The sequence below is a fragment of the Paraburkholderia sp. genome, assembly GCF_049581445.1.
In the GTDB taxonomy this organism is placed as follows: domain Bacteria; phylum Pseudomonadota; class Gammaproteobacteria; order Burkholderiales; family Burkholderiaceae; genus Paraburkholderia.
Window position 1 is genome coordinate 11,913 of record NZ_JBAURZ010000386.1, and the last position, 23,515, is coordinate 35,427.

Here is a 23,515-nt window from a genome sequence, read left to right on the forward strand (position 1 = left end):
GACAGAGCCGAAGGCAATACTACCGGTTCACAGATAGGCCGCCAGTAGCATCACTGCGGCCACGCCGACTGCCAGCGGTAGCAGCGCCAGCCATGCTGGCCTCTGCCGCGGCCCGGCAATCGACTGCGGCAAGCTCTTATATCCCGTCAGCATGGGACGCAGCAGATTGTGCCGCTTGATCAGCGCATACAGCAGGATCACCACCACGTGCAGCACGACGGCCGCGACCAGCACATCCCACACCAGCGCGTGCAACGTCGAGATGGCATTGGCCAGCCACGCAGGCACGGATTCGCTCAACGGCCCTTCGTCCGCGATGTCGTTGTTGATGTAGAGGCCGCTCAAGGTCTCGAGCAGTAACAGGCCAAGCAGCAGCATTACCATCCATCCGCCCGCCGCGTTATGCCCGACCTGCAGATCCGGTTCGCGGCGAAACAGGTGTCGCAAGTGCTGCAAAGCCACTGCGGGCGAAGCCACAAAACTCCGGAAGCGCGCAGTCTCGCTGCCAAACCAGCCCCACAGCAACCGGGAAATGACGAGCGCCAGCAACGCCTCGCCTACCCTGACATGCCAGTCAATCCAGTTCAGTTTCAAGGTGACGTAGGCGCTGATCACCAGCACGACCACGAGCCAGTGAAACAGCCGCACCGGCACGTCCCAGACGAGCACCGGCCGGCGTGCGGAGGACGACGGCAACGCGTGAGATTCATCAGCATTCATGCGCCGCGCCTCGTTATGTCAGTGCCTAGAAGAGATACAGTCCCGCCACGAACACCACGCCCGAAAACAGCAGCGCGGTGACGCAATAGCCCATGATGTCCCGCACGCCGAGTCCGGCAATGGCCAGCGCCGGCAGCGCCCAGAACGGTTGCGCCATATTGGTCCAGGCCTCGCCATACGCAATCGCCATGGCCGCCTTGCCGAGATCCGCGTGCAGTGCCTGCGCGGCCGGCATCACGAATGGGCCCTGCACCACCCAATGGCCGCCACCACTCGGCACGGCGAAGTTGATCACCGCGGAGCTAAGGAACGCCAGCAACGGAAAAGTGTACGCATTGGCGATATGGACGAACCAGCCCGTAATCACCCCGGCGAGCCCCGAATGGTCCATCAGCGCCTGAATGCCGGCGTAGAACGGAAACTGGATCAGAATGCCGGCGGTGCCCTTGGCGGCGGCCCCCACGGCGCGAGCGTACGCCATCGGCGTCTTGTGGAGCACCATACCCGCTGCCAGAAATATCAGATTCACCGAATCGATATCCAGCACGAAGCCCTTCTGCACCGTGCGCACAATCAGAAACACCGCGACGAGCAGCGCCACGAAGATCGCCAGCAAGCGGCTTTCCTCGAGCCGCTCAGCAAGCGTGGCGTCGGGCGACAAGGTGCGCTCGACCGTCGGCGGATCTTCGAGCAGCGCGGGGTCGACTGCGACGACATCCTCGGGCTTGGGCATCATCAGCCGCGCGAGAATCGGCAGCAGCACGATCAGGCCGAACGTGATGAACGCGTTATAGCCGGTGAACAGCGTGTGCGAGACCGGAATCAGGCCAATGGTTTTTTCCATTGGATTGCCCTTGGTCGCCGCGACAAGTGGCACCGATCCCGACAAGCCACCGTGCCAGGTGAGGAAGCCCATATAAGCGCTGGCCACCAGCAGACGGTAGTCAGTGCCCTTCACGCGCCGCGCGACTTCGCGTGCAAGCATCGCGCCCAGCACGAGCCCGAAGCCCCAGTTGATCGCGCAGGCTACCGAGCCGCAAAATGCCACCAGCATCACGCCCTGCCCTGGCGTGCGCGCGGAACTCGCCAGTGCGACCAGCAAGCGCTTGACGGGACCGGAACTGGCGAGCGCGTGGCCGGTGACCAGAATCATCGCCATCTGCATCGAGAAGGCCAGCAGGTTCCAGAAACCGCTGCCCCATTCCATCACCAGTTCAACAGGCGCTTTCGGTGTCAAACCGAATGCCAACACGAACGTAGCGATGGTCAGGAAGATCGCAAAGATCAGTGGGTCAGGCAGGACGCGATGCACCACCTGCGTGAAAAAGCGCGAGATACGCTGGATCAACTTGTCTACTCCTCATCACCTATGTTTTTTTCTAATGGGCGTGTTCGCTTTGCTTTGGCGTTTTCGCATCACATTGCACCACCGTGCACAACGCTGCGCCCATTAGCCCGGCCGCGATTCTTGCATAAATCTTCAACCCGTTCCCGCGAGGCGGGCAAGCCTCGCACTCGCCTGGACAGCAAGCACTTCTTGCCCTCGTCAATCGGCGATATCGGGCAGCGTGAGCAGGTCCAGAAAGGCGCGCGCTACCGGTGTCGACGGCTCGCCCTCCCTACCTTTAAATACAGCGGCGAGTTCCCAGCAAGGCTCGTCGGCTTCGCACAGTGTCGCCATCGCAACGGGCGCGCCGCCTGGATCGCGCGCGCGCGCCGCGGCGACCGATTCCGGCACCATCGCAATGGCCAGACCCTGTGCGGCCAGTTCGAGCAGCATGGGCATGTCGTTGACTTCGAAGCCCGTGCGGCGCTGCAAGCCGGCGGCCGCGAAGCTGCGATCGACAAGCCGCCGCACGCTCCAGTCCGGACGCAGATCGGCGAAGACTTCCGCACTGAGGTCGGCGAGCGTAAGTCCGCTTTGGCCCGCGAGCCGGTGCCGCTGCGCGCAGACAATGACCATGCCTTCGCACGCGAACATCCGGTACCCCAGATCGTCGGGGACGGGAATCGTGGGCTGCGTAAAGGCGAGATCGATACGCCCTTCCCTGACCTCGTCGATCAGCGCCCGCGAGCCATCGAGCGTCAGTTCGATATCGATGCCGCCAAACGCGGCGCGAAACTGTCCGAGAGAGGCAGGCAAATCGATAAAAGGCGCCAGGCCATGGATCGCGCCAATGCTCAGACGCCCGCGCGCGAGTCCGTGCACCTGCGTCACCGCGTTGCGCGCGTCCTGCGCCGCGGCGAGCACACGCCGGGCTTCTTCGAACAGCACTTCGCCGGCCGGCGTCAATGCAACCCGCCGCGTGCTGCGGATGAACAAGGGGCCGCCCAGATCGTCCTCAAGCGAACGAATGGATGCCGACAGGCCCGACTGAACCAGATTCAGCCGCCTCGAAGCGCGGGTGAAATGGCGCTCTTCGGCGACTGCCACGAAATGCTCAAGCTGTTTCAGGTCCACGTTGGCGCGCTCCTCGCTCGGCGATGTGATGGCTGCGTGATTCAGCATCGTTAGCGCTTAATTTAAGCATATATTTCCGTTGGAACGATAAGTGAATCTCCGATATTGTCAGTCGTTCGGATGCATCACAGGGCACGCCGCTTGCGAACCTCGGCTGTCATCGTGGTTCTCGTGCCAACGCCTCATTCAAGGGAGACTGATTCATCATGGAATATCGTCAACTCGGCCGCTCCGGCCTCAAGATATCGACCGTCACGCTCGGCACCATGACCATGGGCGGCAAGGGCAAATTCGCCTACGTTGGTGAAGTTGGCCTCGACGATGCGCGCCGGCAGATCGATATGTGCCTCGACGCGGGCGTCAATCTGATCGATACGGCGGATGTCTACTCGAACGGCGCGTCGGAGGAAATCGTCGGCGCGGCATTGGGCGGCAAGCGCAAAGGCGGCGTGCTGATCGCCAGCAAGGCGCGCTTTCCGATGGGCGACGGCCCGAACGATCGCGGCCTGTCACGTCACCATCTGATCGAAGCGTGTGAAGCCAGCCTTCGACGCCTCAAGACAGACGTGATCGACCTGTACCAGGTCCACGAGTGGGACGGGCTCACCCCGCTCGAAGAGACGCTCGAAGCACTCGACCTGCTGGTGAAGCAAGGCAAGATCCGCTACGTCGGCTGCTCGAACTACTCGGGATGGCATCTGATGAAGGCCTTGCACATCAGCGAACGCGATCGTCTACCGCGCTTCGTGAGCCAGCAGATTCACTACACGCTCGAAGCGCGCGAGGCCGAATACGAACTCGCGCCAATTTCGATCGATCAAGGCCTCGGCTTTCTTGTCTGGAGTCCGCTCGCGGGCGGTCTGCTCTCCGGCAAGCATCGTCGCAATGTCACGCCTGAAGGCACGCGCCAGCTCGCCGGCTGGACGGAGCCGCCGATTCGCGACGCCGAGCGTCTATGGTCGATCGTCGATACGCTGGTCGAGATCGCCGGCGAGCATGACGTATCGGCTGCGCAGGTTGCGCTGGCCTGGACGCTTGGGCGTCCTGCGGTGGCTTCGGTGATCATCGGCGGGCGCAACGAGAAGCAACTGCGCGATAACCTGGGTGCAGCAAATCTCACGTTGAGCGCTGAGCAACGTTCACGCCTCGACAAGGTAAGTGCGCCGCCGCTGCTCTATCCCTACTGGCATCAACTACGAACCGCAAGCGACCGGCTCGGCGCGGCGGATCTGTCATTGCTGGCGCCGCATATGGAGAAGAAGGGCTGAAGGTGTGAAGCGGGCGGGGAAAATCCAAAGCCCGCGGCCCTTCAGACAGAGCAGTAAAACAAAGCCGGTTGCCCGTTCACGCGGACAACCGGCTTTTTATCAGATCGTACTTGCATGGCGAACAGTGCGCGCCACGCAAGAGACAAGCGAACATCACAACATCAGAACTTGTGCCGCAACCCGAGGCTCACGAGCTCCTGCGTATTGGTCCCGCCATAGCCGTACGAGCCGATAGAAGCCTGTGCAGCAACCATCCCCGTGCCGTCTGCATTGAGCGTCTCGCCGCTGGCGTGCTGGTAGGCGCCGACGAGATAGACGTCGGTACGCTTGGACAGGTTGTAATCCGCGCCCACGGAGACTTGATGATACGTGCCGTCGGTGTCGCCGCTCGACTTCGTATAGCTATAGCCCACGCCTAGCAGGAGCGCTGGGGATAACTGATAGTTGAAGAAGCCCTGCCCGGTATTGAATTTCTCGGTCGAAGCAAAGGCCGACTGGCCGTCCGCCTTGTATTGCGAGTTGCTGTAACCCGCGCCGAAAGTCATCGGGCCAATCACATACTGGCCGGCTACCCGGGCAATGTTGATCGATTTGGCGCTTTGATATCCGAGATTGACTAGTGAGCCGTCGAAGGTGCCGTCCGAGGTGCCGCCCCAGCCCGAGCCCGAGGTCGTCGAAGGACGCGCGAGGCCGTTCACCGACGGATTGTCCGCAACGAAGTAACCCGCCGCGATCGAGAACGGTCCGTTGTTATAGGCAGCGGCTGCGGACCAGGTCTGTCCGGAACCGGTCGATCCGGCGACGCCGCCGAACGCGTACATCCCCTCCACCTGCAGACCGGAGAAAACCGGCGACACGTACTTGACCGCGTTGTTGGTGCGCGAACTGTTGTCGTAGTTGTCGACGTCGCCGACTGTCGCGAAGGCGCTGCCGAAGTAGTTATCCGCGGTGATGCCCTGCACCAGGTCAACCAGCGGATCATATTGGCGGCCGAGCGTCACGGTGCCGGTCTGATCACCGGTCAGTCCGACATACGCCTGACGGCCAAACAGGCGACTGCCCTGACCCAGAGCACCCGTACTCGGATTAAAGCCGTTTTCCAACTGGAATATGGCCTTCAGTCCACCGCCCAGATCTTCCTGACCTTTCAAGCCCCAACGACTGCCCGAAAGATCGCCATTACTGGCATTACCAACGGACCACTGATTCTGTCCTGCGGGATTGGCATTATGAACAAAGGTAATTGCAGTATCGATTGTTCCGTATAGCGTAACGCTGCTTTGGGCATGCGCGGCACCGGCTGCGCCAAGCAAGGCAAGCGAAAGGCTAGACAGGGCTAGTCGTTTCATCATCTCTCCGGGAGGTAAATGATTCAGCTATTGCGTCATTGACAATAACGCGTTGCACTCTTCCGGGAAATTAAAAAAGATTCCTGTCGCGAAAAGTTAACACCCGGCTCAGCCTTGCTGCGTAAGGCGTGCCAGTACTATTGCGAAACAAGAAATACTCATTTGATGTAAAAGATAGCATTTGCCGATTTGGACTGTCGGTTTTCATCACGCCCTTGAACCGGCGCGATTATTGCTGCCCTGATTCGCAGTTCGCGAATCACGTATGCCCTGTTAATGGCGATTCATTCAGCCCGAGCGTGAACGCGCCGGTAATGAATATGCGCTGGCACCTGTAACGATTCAGGACTGGCGTTGCCCTCTAATAACGCAAACACGCAGCGCAGGCTATGTTCGGCGAGTTGGCGGCTGTCCTGCACGATGGCGTCGATGGAAAGCGGCAGGCAGTCGAGCAACTGGTGATCGTCGAACGTCATGATCCGGCCAGGGGCCTGGGTGAGTTTGTGCGCCTCGCTCATGAACGACAGCACGCCTTCGAGCAAGGTGATCGAGCCCGCAAACAGCGCCTGCGGATAGCGTTTGTGCGTATCGAACCAGGCCTGCATCAAAGCATGACCCGAGTCGCGTTGATAGTCGCGCTGATGCACCCAGTCTTCTTTCTCGTTAATGCCGTGCGTCTTTAGCGCCTGCCGGTAGCCAGCCAGGCGGTCGCGGCTCGCGGACAGTTCCGGCTGACCGCCGAAGTACACCACTTCACTCGCGCCCTCTTCCAGCGCGTTGCCCACCAACGACGCGACGGTCTCGGTCGCGTCGGTCACCACGTACGGGATCTTGCTCTCTTCGACCCGGCGGTCGGCGAACACCAGCGGCAAACGCTTGACCCACTTTTCGTAGCGTCTCGCGTCAGCGGTACAGGGCACCACCACCACGCCGTCCACCTGATGCGACACCAGGTGCGCAATGCCCTCGGTCTCCCTCGCCGGGTCTTCGTCGCTCGTCACGATCACGAGCTGGCAGCCGTAGCTTTCGCGGCACTGCCACTCCATCGCCTGCGCCAACGCGGAATGCGCGGAGTTAGTCAGATCCGGGATCACAAGGCCGATCGTATTGCTGCGGCGCGAGCGCAACGCGCGGGCCGATCGCGACGGCGTGAAATGATGGTCTTTGGCGACTTGCAGAACCCGTTCGACGGTGGCCGCGGAGATGCGATAACGCTCGGCATAGCCGTTCAACACCATGCTCGCGGTGGTGCGCGAAACATTCGCAAGGCGTGCGATGTCGTCAATGGTGAGACGCTCGAACTGGGTCACGCTGGCTTCCTGGAGGCAAAGATGTCGACGCCTTCGGTCACAAAGGGCGTGCGGCGCATGCTGCCATGCCAGAGCCGCAAGCAGCGCGCCTTGCGCGATCGAAGGAGTGGGGGAAACGCCGCCACGCCGGTGAATACCGGGTGGCGGAAACGCACCGCTTCAACGTGTATATTAACGTTGATATCAGTGCCAGATGGTACTACGGGGACGAACGGCTGAAAATTTACTGCTTGTAGAGATTCAGCGGCACGGGGATGAACTTGTCCACCGGCTGGCCGTCGACCAGCTTCTTCGCAGTCTGCACGCCGTACTGGCCGATCAGTTCCGGCTGCTGCTGCACGGTCGCGGCCATGGTGCCGGCCTTGACGGCGGCGATGGCGTCGTCCGTGGCGTCGAAGCCCACCACGGCGACATTCTTCAGCCCTGCCGCCTGCAACGCCTTGACTGCGCCCAGCGCCATTTCGTCGTTCTGCGCGAACACGCCCTGGATGTCCTTGTTGCTCTGGATGATGTTTTCCATCACCGACAAGCCCTTGGCCCGGTCGAAGTCAGCCGGCTGCTTCGTGACGATCTTCACGCCGCCCTTCGCTTCCGCTTCCGTATCGAAGCCAGCGCCGCGCTCGTTGGCTGCGGACGAACCCGGAATGCCTTGCAGTTCGACGATGTTGCCCTTGCCACCCAGTTTGTCGACGAGGAAGTCTGCTGCCATCTTGCCGCCGGCCTTGTTGTCCGAGGCGATGTGCGAGCTGACTTCCGCGCCGTTCACGCTGCGGTCGAGCGAGATCACCTTGATGCCCTTGTCCGTCGCTTCCTTCACGACGTTCGCCACGGCCGACGAGTCGGTCGGGTTGATCAGGATCACGCTGACCTTCTTCTGGATCAGGTCTTCGACGCTAGCCTGCTGCTTGGCCGGATCGTTTTGCGCATCCACGGTGATCAGCGTCACGCCGTCTTTCTTCGCTTCGTCTTCTGCGCCCTTGCGCAGCGAAACGAAGAAGGGGTTGTTGAGCGTCGAGATCGACAACCCAACTGTGACCGCACCGCCTGCTGCCGGCGCAGACGCGTCGCTTGCGCTGGCGGCGGCGGTCGTATCCGGACCCTGCTTCGAGCAGGCGGCGATACCCATAACGAGCAATGCAGCGGCGAGTGGCGAAATAATCTTTTTCATTGTCTTCCTCCTGATACCCATGTTTAGCGTGTGATGGGCATCCGTTAGTGTTACTACGCGGTAGAAACCGCTACTGGGTTAAAAAACTGGATTGAAATCCGTATCGTGGCTGCGTGCGTGTGGGGTCGCCCTAAAGCGCGCCTCACGCACGCGGCCCATAAAATCCGCTGATTACTTCTTGCTGCCCCGGTCGATCAGCACCGCGAGCAGGATGACGCCGCCCTTGATGACCTGCTGGTAGAACGACGACACATCCATCAGGTTGAGGCCGTTGTTCAGCACGCCGATCAGCAATGCGCCCACGAGCGTGCCAAAGATCCAGCCGCGTCCGCCCGTGAGGCTCGTGCCGCCTAGCACCACGGCGGCGATAGCGTCGAGTTCATAGCCGGTGCCGGCTGTCGGTTGCGCGGAGTTCAGGCGTGACGTCAGTACCACGCCGGCAATCGCGGCCATCACGCCGGATATCGTGTACACCCACAACTGCACGCGATCTACCTTGACGCCGGAAAGCTTCGCCGCCTCGGCATTGCCGCCGGTCGCATACACGTGACGACCGAACACCGTTTTCTTCAGCACGAACCAGAAGACCCCGAACATGATCAGCATCAGCACCACCGGGATCGGCACCAGACGCGCCACATAGCCGCCGCCCAGCATCGAGAAGAAGTCGCTGTTAAAGCTGCTGATCGGACTGCCGTTCGACACCACCAGCGCAAGGCCGCGCAGCACGGTCATGGAGCCGAGCGTGGCAATAAACGGCGCCACTTTGCCCTTGCTAATGACCAGTCCGTTGGCGAGGCCCATCAACCCACCTGCAGCGAGACCGGCCAGCGTTGCCACGCCGGCCGAGGTGCCGTTTTGCATCAGCGTGGCAATGATCACCGACGACAGCGCGAGCACCGAGCCCGCCGACAGGTCAATGCCGCCCAGCAGAATCACAAGCGTCATGCCGAATGCAATCAGCGCGTTGATCGACGCCTGACGCATCACATTGAGCAGATTGTCGAGCGTCAGGAAGTTGGGGCTGATGATGGAGAGCCCCACCGCGATGATCAGCAGCGCGATAAACGGCCCGAGCTTTTGCAGCGTGGCCTTGGTACTGGGTGTCATGGTTAATGTCGCCATCTCGTCTCTCGATGTCTGCGGTACGGGCCGCGGTCGAATAACTGGTTAAACCGTCGCGCCAAGTGGACTTGCTGTCGCCGGCGCCGCTCAGGCTCCAGCAACAGCGCTCGCCGCGGTTGCCGAGCTTGGCTTTGCGCCGCCGGTCGCCGCGGTCATGATGATTTCCTGGGTAGCGCTCGCCGCCTCGAAGATGCCGTTCTGCTTGCCTTGATGCATGACGAGGATGCGGTCACTCATCGCCAGCACTTCGGGCAACTCCGACGACACCATGACGATGGCCACGCCCTGCGATGCCAGCTGGTTGATGATCGTGTAGATCTCGGCCTTGCCGCCCACATCGACGCCGCGTGTGGGTTCGTCGAGCAGCAGCACCTTGGGCGGCGCCGCGAGCCATTTGGCGAAGACCACCTTTTGCTGGTTGCCACCGGAGAGCGACTTCACGTCCAGTTCGGCGTCGCGGGTGCGAATGCGCAACTGTTTGATCAACTGCGCCACGGCCTCGCGTTCGGCCGAGTCGTTGACCACGCCAAAGCGCGCATAGCTGTCCAGATGCACCAGGGTCGCGTTTTCGCGCACCGACATGCCGAGCACAAGCCCCTGGCTCTTGCGGTCTTCGGTGACAAAGCCGATGCCGGCATCAATCGCGCGGGATGCATTGCGCACGTCGAGCGTGCGGCCATCCAGTGAAATCGAGCCTGCGGTCTTGCGGTTGAGGCCGAAAATCGTCCGCAGGATTTCGCTGCGACCCGCGCCCATCAGACCGGCCACGCCCAGCACTTCGCCTGCGCGAACGTCGAAGGAAATGCCGGAGATCTGGCCGTCGTCGGCGAGTCCGGCTACCTTGAAGCGCACCTCGCCAGGCGTCTGCGTGCGCTTCGGAAAACGCTCGCCCAGTTCGCGTCCGACCATCAGCCGCACCACTTCGTCGAAACTGGTGGCCTTCACCTCGCGCTCGCCGACAAAGTGGCCATCGCGCAGCACGCTCACCTTGTCGCAAATGCGGAAGATTTCTTCCATTCGATGCGAAACGTAGACAAGAGCAACGCCGCGCTCTTTGAGCGCGAGCATGATCTCGAACAGTGTTTCGATCTCGCGATGCGTGAGCGCAGCGGTCGGCTCGTCCATCACCAGCACGCGTGCATCGAGCGAAAGCGCCTTGGCGATTTCGACCAGCTGCTGCTGACCGATCGACAGCTGTCCGGCTTCGGTTTGAGGATCGATGCCCTGCGCGCCCACCATGTCGAGCCACTTGCGCGACTGCCTGCGCATGGCCGAGGTGTCTACCACGCCGAAACGGCTGGGCTCGCGGCCGAGAAACAGGTTCTCCATCACCGAGAGCTGCGCAATCAGGTTCAATTCCTGATGGATGATCGCGATGCCGGCGCGCTCTGCGTCGACGGTGTCGCGAATCTGCACGGCCTTGCCGTCGATCAGGATCTCACCTGCGTCGGCCTGATAGACCCCGCTCAGGATCTTCATCAAGGTCGATTTGCCCGCGCCGTTCTCCCCCATCAGCGCGTGGATTTCTCCCCCGCCGATATTGAAGTCGACACCTTCAAGCACGCGCACCGGGCCAAACCCTTTGCCGATGCCTCGCATGGTCACTTGCATGACACGCCTCTCTTCAGAAGGCGCCCGGCTGCCGCAGTGGTTTCTGATCTCACTGAGGAGGTCAGGCCCGAGGCGGCAGCGTACAGGGCGCTCAAAATATCACGCCCGAATGCAAGATCACGTTTGCGTAGGGGCTGCATTCGCCGGTGCGAATCACCACCTTTGCGCGCTGGCAAAGGCGTTTGAATTCCTCGTGCGGCACGTGATCGACGGTGATCTGTGCGTCCGAGAACTGCGTCATGCGAGCTGCGACGGCCGCGTTTTGCGTCAGACTCTCGCTCGCGAACACGGCGCGTTCGGCCTTGAAATCGGCGAGCACAGTGTCGAGCACGTCGAAAAAGCCAGGCACGCCCAGCGTGAGCGATACATCGATACATTCGACGCCAGCGGGAATCGGCAGGCCGCAGTCGGCGATCACCAGGCTGTCGGTGTGCCCCATGCCCGCCATCACGCGCGCGATGTCGCGGTTCAGGTGTCCCAGTTTTTTCACGATTGAGCCTTCAGAAACTGTTCCAGTTCGGCAAGCGTGGGCATGCCACCTTGTGCGCCCGCACGTGTCACCGAGAGCGCACCGGCCGCGTTGGCGCGCCGCACAGCCTCGTCCGCGCCCAGATGCCAGAAGGCAGCCAGCGCGCCATTGAAGGTGTCGCCGGCGCCGGTGGTGTCGACGGCATCGACGCTAAAACCCGCCTGGTGGACCACTTCGCCCTCGCTGGTGGAGTAGTAAGCGCCTTCCTTGCCGTGCGTCATGGCGATGCGGCCCGGCATGCGCTGAAGCACCTCGGCCCAGAATGCTTCCGGGGTCTGTAGTGCGGTGGCGAGCTCGTGTTCGTTGGGGGTGAGCAGCGTCGTGAGCGAGATCAGCTCATCGGAAAGCGCAACAGCGGGCGCCGGATTCAGGAAGAATGGCTTGCCATGGCGGCGGGCCAGTTTTGCGGCATGCAACACCGTGGCGAGCGGGACTTCCAGTTGGGCCAGCACGACGTCCGCGTTCAGAAACGCATCTTCGGCACGGTCGATATCAGCCGGTGACAGTTCATGATTGGCGCCTGGCACCACGACGATGGCGTTGTCGCCCCCCGTCAACGTGATGCACGCGATACCTGTGGCTTCCGCGCCCGTCGACACCCAGCGGGTGTCGATGCCTTCGCGCTCGAGCGTCGATTTCATCTGTGCGCCGAACGCATCTGCGCCCGCACAGCCGACCATCGTGACCTCAGCCCCGAGGCGCGCTGCAGCGACCGCCTGATTCGCCCCCTTGCCGCCCGGATAGGTCGAGAAACGCGTACCGAACAGCGTTTCGCCGAGACGAGGAAACGTCCCGGTTGCGACCACCATGTCCATGTTAATGCTGCCCACCACTACCACGCGCGCCATACCGCTCCTTCGGATCGCCCGACCCGCGCTTTCGCGCAAGGCCAATTTTTGCCGTGCTAAAACGTAATCAGCTTGGGAACGGATTTATACCAGAGCGATTCGCCAGACGGAAGGGACCCCAGGGTTTTACCTGATATGAGTTAAAAATGCGCGAAGGGATTTGTAAGGGGCGAACGTAGGCGATGTAGATCGCGCGTTCAGAGCGCGATCTTGGTTGCCAGCCTGCGAGGGGATTTGGATATGCCGGTTCCTGCCGCGCATCAAATGATCAGTAGACCGATTTGAATTGCTCTGGCAGCAGGGCTAACGGCGCCGCTAGTTGCCCCGCGAGCTGAGTAGCTAACTGCGCCGCTGACTGAGTCGCTGACTAAGCCGCAACGGCACCAGCTTCGGCAAACGCAGCAGGAAGCCGCAGAAGAGCCGCAGATGCATCCATCCCAGCAGCAGGTTGTCGCGCAGATAGTTGAAGTGCGACACGCCGCCCTCGTCGGCGCGGAAATAGCGCACCGGCGAAGTGATATTGATCGGCCACACACCCTCCCAGCACAGCCGGACGGCGGCCTCCGGATCGAAATCGAAACGGCGCATCCATGTGTGGCGGCGCATCACCGTGCGCAGGGGTTGAATGGGGTACACGCGAAATCCATATAAGGAATCGCCGATGCCGGACCATAGGGTTTCCAGATGCGCCATGCCGTTCGACAGGCGGCGGCCATACACCCGGGCGCGCGGGGCCTTGTCGTCGAACTTCGGTAGGCCGAGCACCATCGCGCCCGGATGGGCCTGCGAAGCCGCCATGAACTCGCCGATCAGATCGGCGGGATGCTGGCCGTCCGAATCCATCGTCAGCACATGCGTGAAGCCGAGGCGCCCGGCTTCGTCGAGTCCGGTGAGCACCGCACTGCCTTTGCCCTGGTTGTGCGGCAGCACGATCACGCGCAGCCCCGGGTCCTGCCTTGCCATCGCCAACAGACGTTCAGGGCTGCCGTCCGTACTGCCGTCGACGACCACCCAGACGGGGTTCCAGTTCGCACGCGCGCTGCGCACGGTCTCATCGACTTTTACGCCGGGGTTATAGCTCGGAATCAGAACCAGATGCGTAGACGATGGGCTGGTTATCGGCATGGAAAACAGCGTGTTGGATCAGGTTGTAGTGGTGTTGTGAACGCACGATTACCGCGCCGCCACCTGCCCGTCGTCGCGCTCGCGCAGGTTGCGCCGGCGTCTGCGCCACGCCTGCCAGGTACGCGGCGCGGTGAACAGTACCGACATGTAATACGCGCCCTTGAAGAGGCGCAGCGACCGCCAGATTGGCGTGTCCTCGAAGATGTCGCCAGCCAGCAACGACAGCAGCGCCTCCTTCATGCGCAGCACGTTGCGCGGCCCCATGAAGAGCGCGCGCATCGCCGGCGATGTCATCCGGTAGATGAACCATGAGAAAGCTTTTGGGCCATGCCGCAGACGCTTGTCGAAGCGTGCCAGCGCGGCGTCGGCGCGCGCCGGATCGCGCAGACATACATCGATCGCTTCGACACCGTCAAAGGCGCTTTGCATTGCAAGCATCACGCCCGACGAAAACACCGGGTCGATGAACGCGAACGCGTCGCCAAGCAGCAAAAAGTTGCGCCCGTGTGTAAGGTCGCCGGTGTACGAATAGTTGCCGGTGGCCTCCACCTTGCTGATCATTTCGGCGTCCTTGAGACGCTCTGCAAGCGGTGCGCACAGCTCAACCGTGTCCATGAAAAAGTCTTCGAGCGAACGGCCCTTTGGACGGCTTTTCAGGTAGTACGGCCACACCACTGCGCCGATGCTCGTCGCTCCGTCCACGAGCGGAATGAACCAGAACCAGCCGTGCTCGAACCAGAACACGGTGATGTTGCCCTGATGCTCGCCCGGGTTCCGGTGCGCACCATGAAAATGCGCGAACAGGGCTGAACTGTTGTGCTTGTCGTTGCGCTTCTTGCTTTTGAACTGGTTGGCCAGCAGCGTGTCGCGTCCCGATGCATCCACAACGAAACGCGCCCGGCAGTCTTCCTCGCGGCCATCGTCATGATGGGCACGAATCACCGCGCCGGCGTTGTCGGGCAGAAACGCGACATCGCGCGCCTGGCAGCCTTCCACCACCTCCACGCCACGCGAAGCCGCATGACGCAAGAGCAGATGGTCGAGTTCGGAGCGCCGCACCTGGTAGGCGCCGGGCATGGACTTGTCCCATGCCTCTGCGAACAGGAAGCGCTCCATGCGATTGCCATGCTGAGGCGAGACGAATTCCGCACCCAGTTTCACCATGCCAATGGCCCGCACTTCGTCGCCTACCCCAAGCCGATCGAACAGCCGCAGATTGGCCGGCAGCAGCGACTCGCCGATATGAAAGCGCGGATGCCACGCCTTTTCGATGAGACGCACGCGATAGCCACGCTGTGCAAGCAAGGCGCCTGCGGTCGACCCGGCGGGACCTCCGCCGATCACGATCACATCCCACTGCGTTGCGTCAGGTTGCATTGCGTCGGCCATCGTTTTCCTCATTTAGCGTTAGGCCAGGCCGCCGTTGATCGACATCACCTGGCCGGTCACATAGGCCGCAGCATCGGACACGAGATAAGTGACCATGGCGGCCACTTCGTCCGGTCGACCTGCCCGCTGCGCCGGCACCAGTTGCTTGACGCGCTCCGGCGTGAAGGCGGGCGCAGCCATCGGCGATTCGATCACGCCCGGCGCTACCGCATTTACGGTGATGCCACGCGAGGCCAGTTCAAGCGACAAGGCCTTGGTCGCGCCAATCAAGCCGGCTTTGGCCGCCGAATAATTCACTTGCCCGCGATTGCCCATCACGCCCGCCACCGATGCCATATTGATGATGCGCCCCCAGCGGGTGCGGATCATCGGCATCAACAGGGGCTGCGTGACGTTGAAAAAACCGTTTAACGTCACATCGATTACGCTGCGCCATTGCTGCTGCGTCATGCCGGGCATCGGCGCGTCGTCATGGATGCCGGCGTTGTTCACGAGGATCTGCACTGGCGCGCTTTCCAGCAAAGCTTCCAGCGCGGCTCGGCTGGCCTCCGCATTGGTGACATCGAAGGCGATAGCGTGCGCGTTACCACCGGCCTCGACGATGCTGGCCGCCGTCGCTTCGGCAAGCGCCAGGCCGCGATTCGCATGCACCCAGACTTCGTGGCCCGCCTTCGCCAGCGCCACGCAGATCGCCTGCCCCAGCGCGCCGCTGCCCCCTGTTACGAGCGCCCGCATGGTTTCTCCCTGTCGATCTGCTTACTTGACGCGGTGCGCCGCGACATAGGCGGCGAGCGCGCCTAGCGTGGCGAAGATCTTCTCGTTGTCCGGATTGTCCGAACGCAGTTCGAAGCCGTATTTCTTCGAGATCAGCAACGCGATCTCGAGAATATCGATCGAGTCGAGTCCCAGCCCTTCGCCATACAGCGGCGTCGCGGCGGACAACGTGTCGAGTTGCACGTCTTCGAGGTTCAGTTCGCCGACGATCAGCGTGGCGAGTTCTTCTTCCAGTTTATTCATTGTGTTGTACGCCGGGTTCGCTGCCAGTGGAAAAGTGCGGGGAGGCCCGAGTTCGGCCCCCACGGACGGCGCCCGGGCGCCGCCTCTATGCCCCGTTGCAATGGCAGTCAGCCCGGTTTATTCGAGATTGTAAGTCTGGGGCGATTCTAGACGAAGCGATCCCAGATCGTATACCTGGAAAGGGTTACACGACGTTGTGCGGCCCTGGGACGGGCGAATAAGGGATGGTAAGGCGGAAAAGCGTGCTGGCGCTGACGGGCGGACGGTAAGCTAGAATTGCGCCCACCGCAAATACCGTGCGCGGTCAAACAAACAGTTACAAACCGGATGGCGAACCCCGCGTACCCTAGCCGGTCTGTCATTCGGGCAGCTTTCAGGCCCGAATAATGCGTCGCGAAGCGTACCGCGGAACCCGCGCCCGGCGTCATTCATGTGATGAAAAAAACGGCTTTTGAAGCACCTCCCACTATGCAGCGTATTTTCTTGATTCCTGGTGTGATGTTCGGGGCAACGTCATGCCTTCGTTAACGCAAGTCGCGCGCGGCGCGGCGGCCGTCGGGGCGCTGGCGGCGTGCGAACTCGGCACGCACTACGCAGCCAGCACGCCAGGCGCGCAAGGCTTCGGTCTGATGGTCGTGGTGGCGCCGCTGCTGGCCATCGCGCTTGCCGCGGCCGCTCGCACACAGCATCGCGTGTGGCTCCTGCCGTTATGGGCGCTGGGTTGCGGCATCCTTTGGATGCTGCGTGCGCCGCTCGGCCGTCACTTCGAATGGGGTGCCTACTTCGAGCACCTCGGCTTTAACCTCGCCATGGCCTACGTCTTCGGCCGTACCCTCGCAGCCGGCCGGCGCGCTCTGTGCAGCCAGTTCGCGGCTATGGTTCACGGCACACTCACCCCGGCCGTCGCGCAATACACCCGTCAGATCACCGTCGCATGGACCGTGTTCTTCCTGATGATCGCTGGGGTTTCGACGCTGCTGTTCGCGGTTTCGCCGGTCGTGGTGTGGTCGACCTTCGCCAACTACATGACGCTGCCGCTCGTAACCATGATGTTCGTCGGCGAACACGCGTGGCGGCGCGTGGCGCTGCCCAACGTGCAGCGTGCGAGCCTGTTCGCGGCCGCCCGCGCTTATCGGCAAACCATGCGGCAAACAGCGCACCACACCATGCGGCACGGCATGCATGGCCAGGCCGAACGGGTCCAATGAGGGCGGAGGCAATGTCCGCGGCGTTCCACCGGCCCGACTCGCGGATAGACGATCATGGCCCTGACTGACGCTATGCCGAGTATTCCTCTGCTGTTCCATTCGTCGCCCAGGCAGACGATTGCCTGGCGCGACGGCACGCCTGTTCCGGTGGGCGAATTTCTCGCCGACGTGAGGCGCGTGGCGAAGGCGCTGCCCGCCGGCACGCATGTCTTTAACATGTGCACGGATCGTTATCGCTTTGCGGTTGGCCTGTGCGCGACGATGATCGCCGGCAAGATCAGTCTGCTGCCTTCGGCTCACACACCGGAGGCCGTGCGCCAGATGGCGGCGTTCGCGCCTGATACGTTTTGTCTATACGACGGCGCCACTTGCACCGCCGATCTGCCGCGCTTCCGTTTTCCCGAGCCGAGTCAGGGAATGGCGGCTCAGGATGGCCAGCAGTCCTACGGTGCTGACCACGTCAGCGGCCAACCAGCGTTTGCCGTACCGCGGATCGAATCTGATCAGGTCGTGGCTTATCTGTTCACGTCCGGTTCGACGGGTGTGCCGGTGCCGCATGGCAAGAAGTGGGGCTTTCTGGTGAAGTGCCTGCGCACGTCAGCCGGCCGACTCGGCTTGCTCGACCTGGACGCGTGCACGCTGGTCGGCACTGTGCCGCCGCAACACATGTATGGCTTCGAAAATACGGTGCTGCTTGCGCTGATCGGCGGCTTTGCATTCAGCAACCGGCAGCCGTTCTATCCGGGCGATATCGCCAGCGAACTTGCCGCGCTGCCGCAGCCGCGAGTACTGGTGACTTCGCCCGTGCATCTGCGTGCGCTGATGCTCGCGGGTAACGTCCAGCCGCCGGTCGCGTTAACCGTGTCAGCCACCGCGCCGCTTACGCAAGACCTGGCCGCGCAGGCTGAGACCGCGCTGAGCGCCCCCTTGCTGGAAATCTACGGCAGCACGGAAACCGGCCAGATCGCCACGCGGCGCACTGCGCACGATGTCGCGTGGCGTCTGTACCCGGAGATACGGCTTGAGGCTCGACCTGCCGAGCACGAAGGCGTCGAAGACACCGCGGTATGGGTCTCGGGCGGTCATGTCGAAGCCCCCGTGCCGATGGGCGACGCGCTGGAGCCGCTCGACGACAGCCGTTTTCTGCTGCATGGGCGCAAGGCCGATCTGATCAATATCGCCGGCAAACGGACTTCGCTCGGATACCTGAATCATCAGTTGACCGCGATACCCGGTGTGGTCGATGCGGTGTTCTTCATGCCGGACGACCACGACCCAAGCGTGAGTTCCCAGCGACACGGCGAACTCGTCACGCGTCTGCTTGCGTTTGTGGTGGCACCAGGCCTCGCCCCCGCCGATTTGCAACGCGCACTGCGTGAACGCATCGACGCGGCCTTTATGCCACGTCCGCTGATCTTCATTGACGTATTGCCGCGCAATGCAACAGGCAAACTGCCGCGCGATGTGTTGCTGGCGTTGGTCGCACAGCACGCGCGAGGTTCGCGACCCGCAAGGCAGGCTGAAGCGCAGTCCACCGCTGGCCGAACGACTCTGACCTTCACCATCGCGGAAGATCACCCAGCGCTGCCCGGTCACTTCCCCGGCCAGCCGATCGTCCCCGGCGTTGTGCTGCTCGACTATGCGATCAGCGCGATCGGCACCGCCTTGAACCGCTCACTCGATACCTGCCGTCTAAGCTCTGCCAAATTCCCGAGTTCGGCTGCGCCCGGTGCATCGCTGACGCTGGCGTTCGAGCTTGCCGCCAGCGGCTCGATCCGCTTTACCGTCAGCACCGGCGAGCGCACCGTAGCGAGCGGCGTGCTGACCGCGCCGGTGACTTCACCCGAAGCGGTGACCTCATGAAGCGCCCCGCCTGGACCCAGCGCAAAGAGCGCAGCAACGTGCCGATGATGCGCTTCATGACATGGCTCTCTTTGCGCCTTGGTCGCCGCGTGAGCCGCCTCGTGCTGACGCCCGCGAGCCTCTATTTCATGCTTGCCTCGCCAGCCGCGTGCAAAGCCTCACGTGCCTACCTGTCACGCGCTCTCGGCCGGCCCGCGAGCTGGCGCGACGTCTTGCGACATCTGATAGCGTTCGGCGCGACGATCCACGATCGAATCTATCTGCTCAACGACCGCTACGATCTGTTCGATCTCCAGTTGCATGGCCAGACGCTCGTCAGCGAGACGCTCGCGGAAGGACGCGGCGCGTTTCTGATCGGCGCGCATCTGGGTAGTTTCGAAGTGGTGCGCGCGATTGGCCGCACGCGGCCCGACATGCGCGTCGCTGTCACGATGTACGAGGACAACGCGCGCCGCATCAACGCGATTCTGGCGTCGATCAATCCCGCCGCAAAACAGGACGTGATCGGTCTGGGCCAGGTCGATTCGATGCTCAAGGTGCGCGAGTACCTCGACACTGGCAGCATGATCGGCATTCTCGCGGACCGCACCTTGCTCGGCGACGCCCGCGATTCGATGCAGCGGGTGGATTTTCTCGGCAGTCCTGCTGCGTTTCCGCTTGGGCCCCTGCACATGGCAGCGATGCTCAAACGGCCGGTGATCTTTATGACCGGTTTGTATCGCGGCGGCAACCGCTACGATATCCACTTCGAGAAACTCGCCGACTTCACGCAGATCGAACGTGCGGAGCGCGGCGCCCAGGTGCAGGCCGCGCTGGCGCGCTATGTGGCACTGCTGGAAAAGCATTGCCGCAGCGCGCCGTATAACTGGTTCAACTATTTCGACTTCTGGCAGGCCGAGCAGAGTGCGCCCGCCGGGAATGTTTCGAGTGTGGCTAAACGTGGAGGTGGAGGCAGTGCCCTCAATGGTGCAAATGTCACCGGCGTAGGCAACGTAACGAGCGTGAGCGGCGCTGGAAAAGTCTCGAACGCTCCCAAGGGTGAAAACATCCCTAATGTCACCAGTAGTCCGAACTTGGCGACGGCCACCTCCGCAACCGCAACCGCAACCGCCTCCACCTCCACCTCCACCTCCACCTCCGCAACCGCAGCCGCATCCGAGGCATCTGTGACGCCGGTGTCCGCGGCGGCCCCTGACCTGACCACTCACAGCAGGAACTCCTGACGCATGAATGCCGCCCGTGTGCCGACCTTTGTCCCGCGTCCCCTGAACGCTTACGCAGCGGCAACGCTGCTGGCCTGCGCGCTGATGCTCAACGTGCCGTGCGCAGCGCATGCTGCCAGCGCATCGAGTGCATCGGGCACCTCGAGCGCCGCAGACGCATCGACGCCTGCATCCGCCTGGACGCTCGACCGCCTGATGTCCACGCTCGGTCAGAAAAAGTCGGGCCAGGCGAGCTTTGTGGAAACGAAGTATCTATCGATCGCCACCGAACCCGTGAAGTCGACCGGCACCTTATCGTTCCTCGCGCCAGACCATCTGGAAAAGCGCACCGACAGTCCGAAGCCAGAGGACCTCGTGGTCGACGGCGACAAGCTGACGATTGCCCGCAACGGCCACCAATACACACTCGCGCTGACGCAATATCCGGAGTTGTCCGCGTTCATCGACAGCATTCGCGCGACGCTGACGGGTAACCGCTTCGCGCTCGAGCAGGTGTACAAGGTAGCCGTGACAGGCACTGGCGACGACTGGACGCTTACCCTCACGCCGCTCGATTCACGCATGCTCAAGAAGATCAGCGCAATCACGCTGAGCGGCACGCGCGACCTGCTGCACACGGTCGCGATCCAGCAGGCCGACGGCGACCATTCGCTGATGCGCCTGCAAAACGACACAGCCAATTAATGCCGGCACAGCGCCCCGCCACTCCACCACCGCAAGGCATGCGCAGCGTGTTCCGGCAACGCGCGGTGCTGGCGTGGCTCGCCTTTTTGCTGGTCTGCGCCGTGGTAATCAGCCGCACGAGTTTCACGGCTGACCTGTCGGCGTTTTTGCCGCGCTCACCGAGCGCTGGGCAGCGCGTGCTGGTCGACCAACTGCGCGATGGCCTGGTATCGCGGCTGATTCTGGTCGGCATCGAAGGCGGCGATCCAGCGGGACGCGCCGCCCTCTCGAAGCACATGGCGGCGAGCCTGCGCGGAGACGCTCAATTCGCGTCCGTTAACAACGGCGAGCCCGTCAGCGAAGAACGCGATCAGCGTTTCGTTTTCGAGCATCGCTACGTGCTGAGCCCGCTCGTCACACCTGCGCGTTTTTCCGTCGAGGGACTGCATGAGGCGCTGGGCGAGAGCCTGGATTTGCTGGGGTCATCCGCGGGTATGTTCGCCAAGGATTTGCTGCCACACGACCCAACCGGCGAAGTAACAGCACTCATCAACCGGCTCGACAGCGGCGCGCAACCGGTATCGCAAGACGGTGTGTGGGCTTCACGCGACGGCCGGCGTGCAGTGCTGGTCGTGCAGACCGCAGGCGCGGGCTCCGACACTGACGCTCAGGCCCGCGCCATGGCCGCCGTGCAAAACGCTCTCGACGACGCCATGAAGTCGGTATCAAACGCCTCTGCCTACCATCTGCTGATGACCGGCCCCGGCGTGTTTTCCGTCGAAACAAGGGAAAACATCAAGCACGATGTCGCGCGGTTGTCTGCGGTCAGCATGGTGCTGATCATCGCGCTGCTGCTGGTGGTATATCGCTCGCCGCTTGCGCTGGTGCTGGGGCTGTTGCCGGTGCTCTCCGGCGTCGCCGCGGGGCTCGCGGCGGTGAGTCTAGCGTTCGGCAGCGTGCACGGTTTGACGCTCGGCTTTGGCACGACGCTGATCGGCGAGGCGGTGGATTACTCGATCTATCTGTTCGTACAGTCGTCGCAGGTTCAAGGCGCTCAGCGTGGACCCGCGCAAACGGATGGCGCAGACTCGCTGCGCAAATGGATCGCGGTTTATTGGCCGACTATCCGGCTCGGCGTGCTGACATCGATCTGCGGCTTTGCATCGATGCTGTTTTCGGGTTTTCCGGGTCTGGTGCAGCTTGGGCTTTACTCGATCGCGGGGCTCACAGCGGCTGCCCTTGTCACGCGCTTTGTGTTGCCGCATCTGCGCGGCGTGCGCTTTGCGATCCGTGATGTGTCGCGGCTCGCCTCGACGCTTGCACGATTCACCGCCAGTGCGCATCGCTTGCGCGGCGCGTTAGTCGTCCTACTGATCGCCGCCGTGGCGACGCTTGCCTTGCATCGTCAGCACGTGTGGAGTCACGAACTTTCGGCGCTCAGTCCGGTATCCCAGCAAAGCCTGGCGCTCGACGAAAGCCTGCGCGCCGATGTCGGCGCGCCGGACGTGCGCTATCTCGTGGTGATCTCGGGCGCGAGCCAGGAAGCCGTCCTCGAAGGTGCGGAAAAAGTCTCCGCGCAATTGCAGCCGCTAGTGGATTCCGGCGTGCTGGCCGGTTACGAAAGCCCCGCGCTGTACCTGCCGAGTCTTGCCGCCCAGCGTTCCCGCCTCGCCAGCCTGCCGCCTGCTGACGTCCTGACACAGCGCATGCGCGACGCCGTCGCGGATCAGTCGATCGGCGTCAAACCAGACGCGTTCGCGCCGTTCATCGCCGATGTGCAGGCAGCGCGTCAACAGCCGCCGCTGCAACGCGCCGATCTGCAGGGCACCTCGATGGCATTGGCCGTGGATGCGCTGCTCACGCAACGCGACGGCCACTGGAGCGCAATGCTGTCGCTGCGTGCGCCGGAACACGCTGCTGTCGCCGGGCAACAGACGGCATCCGCTCGTAACGATGCAACTCAGTCCAGCCTCGACGCCGGCAAGATCCGCGCTGCCGTGGCACGCGCACAGGTACCCGATGCGCTCTTCGTGGATATGAAGGCCGAAGCCGATCGCCTCTACGTCAACTATGTCCGTGAGGATATTCATTTATCGCTTGCGGGACTCGCGGCCATCGTCGTGTTGTTGCTGATTGCGCTGCGTTCGCCGCAAGCGGTGGTGCGCACGCTTGCGCCGCTGCTGGCTGCCGTGCTGGTGGTCACTGCCGGTCTTGCGCTGTCTGGCGAACAACTAACCATCCTGCACCTGATCGGCATGCTGCTGATCGTTGCGGTGGGCTCGAACTACGCGCTCTTCTTCAACAAGCCGAGCCACGGTGCGCATGACATCACCGGCACGACAGGTATTAAGGGTGCTACAGGCATCGCACCGCAAACGCTTGTCTCGTTGCTGATTGCGAACCTCGCGACGGTGGCCGGCTTCGGACTTCTCGCACTGGCACGCGTGCCGCTGCTGAAGGCGTTTGGCCTGACAGTAGGGCCCGGTGCGATTCTCGCGCTGCTGTTCTCGGCGATTCTTGCGCCAGCCATCAAGCGAGCCAAGGCGCCTTCGGCAACTGCGCGCCGCAGCGGAGAGCGGGCATGAACGCCGCTTCATTTTCAGCGCCCGGCGTGGTGCGCCGCTGGACGCCCTCACCG

General features: G+C 62.5%; 19 protein-coding genes and 1 pseudogene. 6 read left to right on the forward strand and 14 right to left on the reverse strand.

What is annotated here, in order from left to right; translation table 11 throughout:
* Window positions 1-27: 27 nt before the first annotated feature.
* The 3 genes from WCA85_RS33395 to WCA85_RS33405 form a co-directional block, all read right to left on the reverse strand.
* Entirely contained in the window at window positions 28-720 is a 693-nt protein-coding gene (locus WCA85_RS33395; RefSeq protein ID WP_424069730.1) for a cytochrome b/b6 domain-containing protein, read from the reverse strand.
* Window positions 721-745: 25 nt separating this feature from the next.
* On the reverse strand, window positions 746-2,068 hold the full coding sequence (locus WCA85_RS33400; RefSeq protein WP_424069732.1) for a TIGR00366 family protein: 1,323 nt from the start codon (window positions 2,066-2,068) through the stop codon (window positions 746-748).
* Window positions 2,069-2,266: 198 nt separating this feature from the next.
* Complete coding sequence (locus tag WCA85_RS33405; protein WP_424069734.1) at window positions 2,267-3,229, reverse strand: LysR family transcriptional regulator; 963 nt, start codon at window positions 3,227-3,229, stop codon at window positions 2,267-2,269.
* A 158-nt stretch (window positions 3,230-3,387) separates the two neighbouring features.
* On the opposite strand from WCA85_RS33405, the gene WCA85_RS33410 reads away from it, so the two are divergent.
* On the forward strand, window positions 3,388-4,449 hold the full coding sequence (locus WCA85_RS33410; protein WP_424069735.1) for an aldo/keto reductase: 1,062 nt from the start codon (window positions 3,388-3,390) through the stop codon (window positions 4,447-4,449).
* Window positions 4,450-4,610: 161 nt separating this feature from the next.
* On the opposite strand, the gene WCA85_RS33415 is transcribed toward WCA85_RS33410, so the two are convergent.
* From WCA85_RS33415 to WCA85_RS33465, 11 genes are all read right to left on the reverse strand, one after another.
* Window positions 4,611-5,798: a porin gene (locus WCA85_RS33415; protein WP_424069737.1), complete on the reverse strand. Its 1,188-nt coding sequence runs from the start codon at window positions 5,796-5,798 to the stop codon at window positions 4,611-4,613.
* Between the two features lie 284 nt (window positions 5,799-6,082).
* Window positions 6,083-7,108: a substrate-binding domain-containing protein gene (locus tag WCA85_RS33420; RefSeq protein ID WP_424069739.1), complete on the reverse strand. Its 1,026-nt coding sequence runs from the start codon at window positions 7,106-7,108 to the stop codon at window positions 6,083-6,085.
* A 223-nt stretch (window positions 7,109-7,331) separates the two neighbouring features.
* Window positions 7,332-8,276 carry a ribose ABC transporter substrate-binding protein RbsB gene (rbsB, locus tag WCA85_RS33425; protein ID WP_424069741.1) on the reverse strand — a complete coding sequence of 315 codons (945 nt, stop codon included), beginning with the start codon at window positions 8,274-8,276 and terminating at the stop codon, window positions 7,332-7,334.
* A gap of 171 nt (window positions 8,277-8,447) precedes the next feature.
* Complete coding sequence (locus WCA85_RS33430; RefSeq protein ID WP_424069743.1) at window positions 8,448-9,401, reverse strand: ABC transporter permease; 954 nt, start codon at window positions 9,399-9,401, stop codon at window positions 8,448-8,450.
* 87 nt (window positions 9,402-9,488) lie between these two features.
* Complete coding sequence (locus tag WCA85_RS33435; protein ID WP_424069745.1) at window positions 9,489-11,012, reverse strand: sugar ABC transporter ATP-binding protein; 1,524 nt, start codon at window positions 11,010-11,012, stop codon at window positions 9,489-9,491.
* Between the two features lie 91 nt (window positions 11,013-11,103).
* The gene (gene rbsD / locus WCA85_RS33440) at window positions 11,104-11,502 is read right to left on the reverse strand and encodes a D-ribose pyranase (protein WP_424069747.1); all 399 of its coding nucleotides are present in this window, start codon (window positions 11,500-11,502) and stop codon (window positions 11,104-11,106) included.
* A complete protein-coding gene (rbsK, locus tag WCA85_RS33445) occupies window positions 11,499-12,389 on the reverse strand; it encodes a ribokinase (RefSeq protein WP_424069749.1) in 891 nt (296 codons plus the stop codon). The genes rbsD and rbsK overlap by 4 nt, the downstream gene beginning before the upstream one ends.
* A gap of 339 nt (window positions 12,390-12,728) precedes the next feature.
* Window positions 12,729-13,514, reverse strand: a complete 786-nt coding sequence (locus tag WCA85_RS33450) for a glycosyltransferase family 2 protein (protein ID WP_424069751.1) — start codon at window positions 13,512-13,514, stop codon at window positions 12,729-12,731.
* A 48-nt stretch (window positions 13,515-13,562) separates the two neighbouring features.
* Window positions 13,563-14,903, reverse strand: a complete 1,341-nt coding sequence (locus WCA85_RS33455) for an NAD(P)/FAD-dependent oxidoreductase (protein ID WP_424069753.1) — start codon at window positions 14,901-14,903, stop codon at window positions 13,563-13,565.
* Window positions 14,904-14,921: 18 nt separating this feature from the next.
* A complete protein-coding gene (gene fabG, locus WCA85_RS33460) occupies window positions 14,922-15,638 on the reverse strand; it encodes a 3-oxoacyl-ACP reductase FabG (RefSeq protein ID WP_424069755.1) in 717 nt (238 codons plus the stop codon).
* 21 nt (window positions 15,639-15,659) lie between these two features.
* Window positions 15,660-15,920 carry a phosphopantetheine-binding protein gene (locus WCA85_RS33465; RefSeq protein WP_424069757.1) on the reverse strand — a complete coding sequence of 87 codons (261 nt, stop codon included), beginning with the start codon at window positions 15,918-15,920 and terminating at the stop codon, window positions 15,660-15,662.
* A gap of 515 nt (window positions 15,921-16,435) precedes the next feature.
* On the opposite strand from WCA85_RS33465, the gene WCA85_RS33470 reads away from it, so the two are divergent.
* From WCA85_RS33470 to WCA85_RS33490, 5 genes and pseudogenes are all read left to right on the forward strand, one after another.
* Window positions 16,436-17,128, forward strand: coding sequence for a hypothetical protein (locus tag WCA85_RS33470; RefSeq protein WP_424069759.1), 693 nt, complete (start codon window positions 16,436-16,438; stop codon window positions 17,126-17,128).
* A 72-nt stretch (window positions 17,129-17,200) separates the two neighbouring features.
* A complete protein-coding gene (locus tag WCA85_RS33475) occupies window positions 17,201-18,991 on the forward strand; it encodes an AMP-binding protein (RefSeq protein WP_424069767.1) in 1,791 nt (596 codons plus the stop codon).
* Window positions 18,988-19,902: pseudogene (locus WCA85_RS33480) on the forward strand (acyl-CoA synthetase); the annotation flags it as partial. The gene WCA85_RS33475 and the pseudogene WCA85_RS33480, both read left to right, overlap by 4 nt.
* Window positions 19,903-20,217: 315 nt before the next feature.
* Window positions 20,218-20,898, forward strand: coding sequence for an outer membrane lipoprotein carrier protein LolA (locus WCA85_RS33485; RefSeq protein WP_424069761.1), 681 nt, complete (start codon window positions 20,218-20,220; stop codon window positions 20,896-20,898).
* Complete coding sequence (locus WCA85_RS33490) at window positions 20,898-23,462, forward strand: MMPL family transporter (protein ID WP_424069763.1); 2,565 nt, start codon at window positions 20,898-20,900, stop codon at window positions 23,460-23,462. The genes WCA85_RS33485 and WCA85_RS33490 overlap by 1 nt, the downstream gene beginning before the upstream one ends.
* Window positions 23,463-23,515: the final 53 nt, after the last annotated feature.

Excerpts from the sequence above, each read along its gene's own strand:
- WCA85_RS33395 (WP_424069730.1), bottom strand. The coding sequence starts at position 720 with ATGAATGCTGATGAATCTCACGCGTTGCCGTCGTCCTCCGCACGCCGG.
- WCA85_RS33405 (WP_424069734.1), bottom strand. The coding sequence starts at position 3,229 with ATGCTGAATCACGCAGCCATCACATCGCCGAGCGAGGAGCGCGCCAAC.
- WCA85_RS33410 (WP_424069735.1), top strand. The coding sequence starts at position 3,388 with ATGGAATATCGTCAACTCGGCCGCTCCGGCCTCAAGATATCGACCGTC.
- WCA85_RS33415 (WP_424069737.1), bottom strand. The coding sequence starts at position 5,798 with ATGAAACGACTAGCCCTGTCTAGCCTTTCGCTTGCCTTGCTTGGCGCA.
- rbsB (WP_424069741.1), bottom strand. The coding sequence starts at position 8,276 with ATGAAAAAGATTATTTCGCCACTCGCCGCTGCATTGCTCGTTATGGGT.
- WCA85_RS33430 (WP_424069743.1), bottom strand. The coding sequence starts at position 9,401 with ATGGCGACATTAACCATGACACCCAGTACCAAGGCCACGCTGCAAAAG.
- WCA85_RS33435 (WP_424069745.1), bottom strand. The coding sequence starts at position 11,012 with ATGCAAGTGACCATGCGAGGCATCGGCAAAGGGTTTGGCCCGGTGCGC.
- rbsK (WP_424069749.1), bottom strand. The coding sequence starts at position 12,389 with ATGGCGCGCGTGGTAGTGGTGGGCAGCATTAACATGGACATGGTGGTC.
- WCA85_RS33450 (WP_424069751.1), bottom strand. The coding sequence starts at position 13,514 with ATGCCGATAACCAGCCCATCGTCTACGCATCTGGTTCTGATTCCGAGC.
- WCA85_RS33455 (WP_424069753.1), bottom strand. The coding sequence starts at position 14,903 with ATGGCCGACGCAATGCAACCTGACGCAACGCAGTGGGATGTGATCGTG.
- fabG (WP_424069755.1), bottom strand. The coding sequence starts at position 15,638 with ATGCGGGCGCTCGTAACAGGGGGCAGCGGCGCGCTGGGGCAGGCGATC.
- WCA85_RS33465 (WP_424069757.1), bottom strand. The coding sequence starts at position 15,920 with ATGAATAAACTGGAAGAAGAACTCGCCACGCTGATCGTCGGCGAACTG.
- WCA85_RS33470 (WP_424069759.1), top strand. The coding sequence starts at position 16,436 with ATGCCTTCGTTAACGCAAGTCGCGCGCGGCGCGGCGGCCGTCGGGGCG.
- WCA85_RS33475 (WP_424069767.1), top strand. The coding sequence starts at position 17,201 with ATGCCGAGTATTCCTCTGCTGTTCCATTCGTCGCCCAGGCAGACGATT.
- WCA85_RS33485 (WP_424069761.1), top strand. The coding sequence starts at position 20,218 with ATGAATGCCGCCCGTGTGCCGACCTTTGTCCCGCGTCCCCTGAACGCT.
- WCA85_RS33490 (WP_424069763.1), top strand. The coding sequence starts at position 20,898 with ATGCCGGCACAGCGCCCCGCCACTCCACCACCGCAAGGCATGCGCAGC.